This window comes from Acidovorax sp. KPB24-03, from assembly GCF_057546605.1.
Genome location: NZ_BAAJYR010000170.1, coordinates 1 through 7,400, shown reverse-complemented (window position 1 = coordinate 7,400; position 7,400 = coordinate 1). Strand labels below are relative to the sequence as shown.

Genomic DNA, 7,400 nt, shown 5'->3' with positions numbered 1-7,400 from the left:
CCACCGCACGGGCGCGGGCGGCGGCAGTGGCGCGCTGCTCCGGCGGCACCGGCAGGAAGCGTCGGTCGGCGCCATGCTCCAGCGTCTGGCCGGCCAGCAGCCAGCCGATGGTGCCGTTGCGCAACGCGGCCACGGGGTTGGGCAGGCCCGCGTTCACCAGCGACTGCGTGCCGATGATGCTGCGCGTGCGCCCGGCGCAGTTCACGATGATGCGCGTGGCTGGATCGGGCGCGAGCGCCTGGGCGCGCAGCACCAGCTCCGCACCGGGCACGCTGATGCCGCCCGGGATGTTCATGGTCTGGTATTCGTCGAAGCGGCGCGCATCCAGCACCACCACGTCGGCCTTGGCCTGCAGCAGCGCCTGCACCTCCTCGGCCGGCAGCGAGGGCGTGTGGCGTTCGCTCTCCACCAGTTCGCCGAAGGCCTTGCTGGGCACGTTCACGTCGATGAAGAGCTCGCCGCCGGCCTCCTTCCAGCCCTGCAGGCCGCCTTCCAGGAGCGACACGTCGGTGTAGCCCAGCGCGCGCAGGGTGCGCGCCGCAGGCTCGGCCAGGCCTTCGCCGTGGTCGTACACCACGATGGGCGTGGTCCTGCGAGGAATGCGGGTCCAGGCGTCCAGCTCGATCCGCCCGGCGGGCAGGTTGGCGGCGAAGAGCGGGTGGCCTTCGGCGAACGGGGCCTCTTCGCGCACGTCGAGCAGTGCGATCTCCTGCTGGTCGAGCAGGGCCTGGCGGACCTGTTGGGGGCGGGTGGTGGCAAAGGCGGTGGTATCGGTCATGGCACTCATGGGGCGGCGCAGGCGGAGGAAGCGGTGTGGGAGGCCGGGCCGGCGAGCGGCTGGTTCCAGAGGTTGGGCAGGGTGGCGTTGCTGTAGCCGGAGACGAAAGGGCGCACGGAACCGTCCTCGCGGTACACCGACCGCTGCACGGCCCCGATGTTGGCGCCGTACACGTGGATGCTGATCGATGTCTCGCCGGCCAGCGCGTTGCTCACGCGGTGCACGTCGCCGATGGTGGGCGAGACGGCTTCGGTGTCGCCCGGCTGCAGCCGATGGGGCGCACCGCGGGGCTGCCACTGCCCATCGGCGTCCTGCCCGTAGGCTTGAGACAGCTCCGCGCCGCGCAGCATGCCGACCAGGCCCCACACCGTGTGGTCGTGGATGGGCGTGGCCTGGCCCGGCCCCCACACGAAGCTCACCACCGAAAAGCGCCCGAGCGCATCGGCATGCAGCAGGTATTGCTGGTAGCGCTCGGGATCGGGCTGGGCATATTCCGGCGGCAGCCAGTCGTCGTGCGAGACCAGGTCGGCCAGCAGGGCGCTCCCGCGCGCGAGGAGGTCGGGCTCTGCCGGGCGGGGCTCCAGCAGGGCGGCGATCTGCTGCACGAAGTGGCGCAGGCGGGCCGTGCTGGGCGGGTTGTTCACGGGGGCGGTGGGCGAGGGGGCGGTTGGCATGCCGCCATTGCACCAGCCCGGCCGCCGGCAAGGGAAGCGGGTTTTTCATATGCATGCATGTTTTTCTTCTTTCCCCCAGCGCCCCGGACCGACGGCGCCCCCTTGCAGAAACCGAATGACCACAGGCGTTTTTCTTCGTTGGCGCGGGTGGGCGCGATGCCCATCATCGGTGGCTCGCTGTCTGTCTCACGTTCCTTCAAGGAGTCTCCATGGGTGTCCAGTTCATCGGCATGATCCAGCCGCACGAGGTGTCAGAAACCATCGCCCGCAAGGGCCCGGCCGTGGACCCGGCGTACGTGCGGGCCTTTGCCCAGGCGCATGAGCACGCGGGCTTCGACCGCATCCTGGTGCCGGCCAGCGGCACCAGCCCCGACACGCTGCTGACCGTGGCCTACGCCGCCTCGGCCACGCAGAAAATCGCCTTCCTGCTGGCACACCGCCCCGGCTTCGTGGCCCCGACCCTGGCCGCGCGCCAGTTGGCCACGCTGGACCACTACACCGGCGGCCGCGTGGCGGTGCACTACATCTCGGGCGGCTCCGATGCCGACCAGCAGCGCGACGGCGATTTCCTGGGCCACGACGAGCGCTATGCCCGCACCGACGAATACCTCACGCTGCTGCGGCGCGTGTGGACCGAGGACCGCCCCTTCGACCACCACGGCACCTACTACCAGGTGAAAGGCGCTGCGTCCGAGGTCAAGCCGCTGCAGGCGCCCTATGTGCCCATCTACTTCGGCGGTGCCTCCGCGCCCGCGCTGAAGGTGGCCGGCAAGCATGCCGACGTGTATGCGCTTTGGGGCGAGTCGCTCGCCCAGGCCGGTGACCTGGTGCGCCAGGTGCGCGCGGAGGCCGCGCAGCATGGCCGGCACATCGAGTTCAGCATCTCGTTCCGCCCCATCCTGGGCCGTACCGAGGAAGAGGCCTGGGCCCGCGCGGACCAGATCCTGGAAACCACCCGCCGCCTGGGTGTGCCCCAGGGCCACGCGCGCGGCACCGGCCCGCAGCAGAGCGAGGGCGCGCAGCGCCTGCTGGCCGATGCGGCCAAGGGCGACCGCGTGGACGAGCGACTGTGGACGGCCATCGCGCGCGAAACCGGCGGGCGGTCCAACTCCACCTCGCTCGTGGGCACGCCCGAGCAGGTGGCGGACGCACTGCTCAAGTATTACGACTTAGGGATCACCACGTTCCTGATCCGGGGCTTCGACCCGCTGGTGGATGCGATCGAGTACGGCCGCGAACTGTTGCCGCTGGTGCGGGCCAAGGTGGCCGAGCGGGATCGGGTGAATGCCAATCGGGCGGCGTTGAAGGTGGCCTGATTCCGTCGTGTCCGCGTCTCCGAGCGCGGTGTGCTCAGGGCAGCCCACCGCGCTCGCAGTTCTGGAATCACCAGCTGTAGCGCGCCGTCAGATAAACGCTGCGCCGCTCGCCGTAGTAGCACCCCGTGGATGCGATGCACGAGGCCACGTACCGCTTGTCGGTGAGGTTGGCCACATTCAGTGCCAGCCGCACGCCTTTGAGCGATGCCTGCACCCGGCCAAGGTCCCAGCGGATGGCGGCGTCGAACAGCGTGACGCTGGGGACGAGGAAGAGGTTGGCGTTGTCCCCATAGCTGCTGCCCGTGTGCCGCGCACCCGCGCCCACCGACAGCCCGGCGAAGTCTTCGCTTTGCAGCGCATAGTCCAGCCACAGCGCCGCCTGCTGCCGCGGCACGAAGGCGAACCGATTGTTCTGGATGCTGGTGCCGGCCGCGTTGGCGTTGGCGCGCGTGACGCGGCTGTCGGTGTAGGCATAGGACGCAATGGCGTCCAGGCCCCGGGCGAGGGGGCCACGCGCCTCCAGCTCCAGTCCGCGCACCCGCACCTCGCCCGTCTGCTCGTTGAACGACCGGCTGAGCGGATCCGGCGTGAGCACATTGCGCTGGGTCAGCTCGTAAACGGAGGCCGTGAACATGGCGGACGATCCATCCGGCTGGTACTTCACGCCCACTTCGGCCTGACGCCCGGTCGTGGGATCAAAGACCCCGCCGAGCCGGTCGGTGCCAGTCGCAGGCTGAAACGAGGTGGAGTAGCTGATGTAGGGCACCACGCCGCCGTCCAACGTGTACATGAGCGCGGCGCGGCCGGTCCATTGGCCGTCTTCCTGGTTCGTGGCCACCGACCGGCCGGTGGCCGTGGTCAGCGTGCGGGTGGCCGTGTCTGCCCGGTCGTATCGGCCGGCGAACACGCCGGTCCAGCGCTGCCACCGCATCTGGTCCTGCGCATAAACACCCACTTGGCGACGCTTTTGTTCAATATGGGTGCCCACTGTCGGCACCACGCCGCTGTCGGTGCCGTACACCGGCTCGTAGGCGTTGAAAGGCCTGGCAAGCACACGCAGGTTGCTCTCGTCATAGGTCGCCCGCTCGTCCGAAAAGTCGATGCCGGCCAGCACGGTGTGCGCCACCGAGCCGGTGCGGAAATCGGCCTGCGCCTGCGTGTCCACGGTCCACAGGTCCGCCGCTTCCGGAAAAGCCCAGGCATAGCGTGCCAGTGCCGCGGGGTTGCAGGCGCCCTGGCAGAAGGCCTGGATGCGGCGCGTTTCTGCGGTGACCTTGCCGTAACGCAGGTTCTGCCGCAGCGTGAGGTCGCTTGCAAGGCGGTGCTCCACTTCGTAGCCGACGAAGCGCTGCCGATTCTGGTAGCGATCAAAGCCTGGCTCGCCGACGAAGGTGCGGGTCGGCAGCGCGGCATACCTGCTGGTATCCAATGTGCCCGCAGCGGGCAGGGCGGGTGCCCCGCCTCCGCCGGGCGAATCGAGGGACTGCCACTGGCCCAGCAGGGTGACCTGGGTCGCATCCGCCGGGCGAAACGTCAGTGACGGGGCGAAGTAGGTCTTCTTCTCCGATACCGCATCGAACGAGGTGTCGGCTTCGCGGCGCAGGCCCACCAGCCGATAGCTCCAGACGCCGTCGGCGTCCAATGCCCCGCCGAGGTCGAAGGCGGCCTGCTTGCGCTCGTGGCTGCCCGCCTGCAGTTCGATCTCGCGCACCGGCACCACGGTCGGGCGCTTGCTGACCATGTTGATGAGCCCGCCTGGCGCGGCTTGCCCGTACAGAACGGACGACGGTCCCTTGACGACTTCGGTGCGCTCCAGTCCCCAGGGTTCGATGCGGGGCTGCGAATAGCCACGCGCACCGAAGGGAAGGCGCAGGTTGTCGAGGTAGCGCGCCGGCGGGGTGAAGCCGCGCAGGGTGAACCAGTCGTAGCGCAAATCGGTGTTTCCGTACTGCGCGACGATCCCCGGCGTGTAGCGCAGGCTTTCCACCAGCGTGGTAGCCCCCTGGGATTCCATTTGGCCGCGCGTGACGACCGAGATGGACTGGGGTGTTTCCATCAGCGGCGTGTCGGTCTTGGTACCGCCAGTGGCCCGGCGTGCGACGAAACCGGTGCCTGGCCCCTTGCCCGACTCCACCTCTGCGGCAGCGGTGACGGTCACCGGCGCCAGGGTCGCAGCGCTCGCTGCCGGACGCTGGCCTGTGACGCGCACTTCGGGCATGGCAGCAGTGGGTGCGCTGCGTTGCAAGGTGTAGATCCCGCCGGGGGCCGCCACAGCCCGCAGGCCGGTGCCTTCCAAAGCGAGGGCCAGGCCCTCGTCCACGGTCAGGCGCCCGCGCACGCCCGCGCTGGCAATGCCCTCGGTGAGCGCTGCGTTCGACGACAGCAAGATACCGGACTGGCCCGCGAACTGGCTCAGCACCGTGCTCAATGGACCGGCGGCGATGGCGTAGTCCCGTGCGGCAGGCGCCGCGGTTTGGGACTGCACCGGCATGGCCGCGATGCAGGCCGCGAGAGGCACCGCCGCGAATGCGGCAAACCGCAGCGCACGGGGGCGCACTGGGCGCAGCAGGGGTGAAACCGAAAGACGGCGTGGCAAGGTCGGGTAGGCAGGCATGGTGGCGGTGGGTTCAGAAAGAGTTGGGTCGGCATGGGGTATGCCAATCCAACCCGCGAAAGGGGAACCCCGCTGCCCAAAAAATCAACGCGCGGCAGCTCCTGCGGCCGGACTGGCGCGGGCCTCGACCACGGTCCACCAGGGCATGGGCTGGCGGACTTGCACCGGCAAGGTGGCCTGCAGGGCCGACAGGATGCGGTCGGTATCCGCGAGCGGGTAGGAGCCGACGATGCGCAAATCCGCCACCTCCGGCGCGCAGGCCAGGTAACCGCGCTGGTAGCGGCGCAGCTCGGCAATGAAGTCGCCCAGCCGCATGCCGTCAGCCACCAACATGCCGCGCTGCCAGTCCGGTAGCGCGCCTGCCTGTCCTGGCGTCAGGTCCACCCGGTCGTGAAGCAGCAGCGCGCCGCGCCCTGCAGGGACGACGACCGGCTCGCCTCGGCCTCGGGGTGCCACGCGTACCGCGCCCTCGAACACATCCACGCTGACACCGCCGTCATCTTGGTAACGCACGGAAAAACGGGTGCCCAGCGCCGTGAGCCTTCCGGGTGCCACGTCCACCACCAAGGGCCTTGGCGGACTGGAAGGGTCATGGCCGGAGGTGATGAGCACCTCCCCCTGATGAAGCACAAGGCGGCGCAGCGTGGCGGAGTAATCGACATCCAGGGCCGTCGCCGTGTTGAGCCACAGTTCGCTGCCGTCGGACAAGGCGACGGCGCGCTGTTCTCCCGTGTCGGTCCGATAGGCAGCGACCCATCCGCGCCAGGGGCCAAGCTGCGACACCGCCCAGCCGGCAAGGACCGCTGCGGGCGCCACCAGCAGCGCGCGCCGCACGGTGCGCCGTTGCCGCGATACGGCAGGGCAGCGCTCCAGCACCTGCCGCGCCAAAGGGTTGGCAGCGCCGGCGAAGACGTCCGCCACGGCCAGCACCTGGTCCCAGGCCGCACGTTGGCGGGGCCCGGTCTCCAGCCAGCGCTGCCATTCCTGCCGTTCCTCTTCGCTGACTGCGCCGCCCTGCAGCACGGCGAACCAATCTGCCGCCTGCTGCAGGTCCTCGAAGGAGGGGGACGCCTCCCCCGCCTCCGTCATTCGCCTGCCAGCAAAAGACACTGCAGCATCGCCTGGGCCATGTATTTCTTGACCATCCGCTCCGATACCCCGAGTTGCTCGCCGATCTGGGCGTAGCCCAGGCCGTCGAGCTGCGATAGCAGGAAGGCGCTGCGTGCCTTGGAATTGAGCCGATCGAGCATCTCGTCGATGCGGCACAGTGTCTCGAGCGCCACCGCGCGCTCCTCCGGGGACGGGGTGACCGGCTCAGGCTGAGCCGAGACTGCCGCGGCCCAGGCACGCTCGATGTCGATCCGCCGCCAGTGGTTCACCACCACGCCATGCGCCAGGGTGCGCAGGAAAGCACCCGGTTCGCGCAGCGCCGCCACATCGCGCGACGCCATCAGGCGAAGGAAGGTGTCGTGCGCAAGATCGGCCGCCTGGCACGCGCTGCCCAGCCGCCGCTGGAACCAACCGAGAAGCCAACCGTGGTGGGACCGATAGATCGCGTCAACGGTGGCGACGGTCGCAGGGTGCAGTGAAGTGGGCATGTGGGCAAGCGAAGGCGGAGGGCAGGGATGCGAACCATTCGCATTCTATTCGCCCTGGTAGGCCGGCCCTGTCACCCGGCTCCACCTGGCGCTCGCATGCCGGCCAAGGTTGGCAAGGTAGCGCGCATCGCATCCAGAAACCGCCGCAGCCGCGCCGGATAGAACCGGGCATGCGGATAGACCAGGTACACCGGCAGCGGCGCCGCCTGCCACGCGGGCGCCAGGTGCCGCAGGCGGCCCTGGCGCAGGTCGGCCTCCACCGCCCAGGCGGAGGCCACTGCCGCGCCCAGGCCCGCCAGCGCCGCGCTGCGCAGGGCATAGAGGCTGTCGGTGCCCATGCGCGGGTGGATGGCGAAGCGCTCCACCGCGCCGTCCGGCACGCGGGTGAGGGACACCTCGCGCTGGTAGTAGGTGCGCAGG

General features: G+C 69.7%; 7 protein-coding genes. 1 reads left to right on the top strand and 6 read right to left on the bottom strand.

Features of this window, described 5'->3' with window-relative positions:
* Both AC27KI_RS15970 and AC27KI_RS15965 read right to left on the bottom strand, forming a co-directional pair.
* Positions 1-778 (bottom strand): rhodanese-like domain-containing protein (locus AC27KI_RS15970; RefSeq protein WP_487114708.1); only part of this gene is annotated, 778 nt, incomplete at its 3' end.
* A gap of 5 nt (positions 779-783) precedes the next feature.
* Positions 784-1,452, bottom strand: a complete 669-nt coding sequence (locus tag AC27KI_RS15965) for a cysteine dioxygenase family protein (protein ID WP_487090082.1) — start codon at positions 1,450-1,452, stop codon at positions 784-786.
* A gap of 209 nt (positions 1,453-1,661) precedes the next feature.
* Between AC27KI_RS15965 and AC27KI_RS15960 the strand changes: the two genes are divergently transcribed.
* Positions 1,662-2,768 (top strand): LLM class flavin-dependent oxidoreductase, encoded by a 1,107-nt coding sequence (locus AC27KI_RS15960; RefSeq protein ID WP_284428499.1) that lies wholly within the window; start codon positions 1,662-1,664, stop codon positions 2,766-2,768.
* Positions 2,769-2,835: 67 nt separating this feature from the next.
* Here AC27KI_RS15960 and AC27KI_RS15955 read toward each other — a convergent pair whose 3' ends face one another.
* From AC27KI_RS15955 to AC27KI_RS15940, 4 genes are all read right to left on the bottom strand, one after another.
* Entirely contained in the window at positions 2,836-5,382 is a 2,547-nt protein-coding gene (locus AC27KI_RS15955) for a TonB-dependent siderophore receptor (RefSeq protein WP_487090081.1), read from the bottom strand.
* A gap of 84 nt (positions 5,383-5,466) precedes the next feature.
* Positions 5,467-6,471, bottom strand: coding sequence for a FecR family protein (locus tag AC27KI_RS15950; protein WP_487114706.1), 1,005 nt, complete (start codon positions 6,469-6,471; stop codon positions 5,467-5,469).
* A complete protein-coding gene (locus AC27KI_RS15945; protein WP_487114704.1) occupies positions 6,468-6,980 on the bottom strand; it encodes a sigma-70 family RNA polymerase sigma factor in 513 nt (170 codons plus the stop codon). Before AC27KI_RS15945 ends, AC27KI_RS15950 begins: the two co-directional genes overlap by 4 nt.
* 71 nt (positions 6,981-7,051) lie before the next feature.
* A partial coding sequence (locus AC27KI_RS15940; protein WP_487114702.1) for a LysR substrate-binding domain-containing protein occupies positions 7,052-7,400 on the bottom strand: 349 nt, incomplete at its 5' end.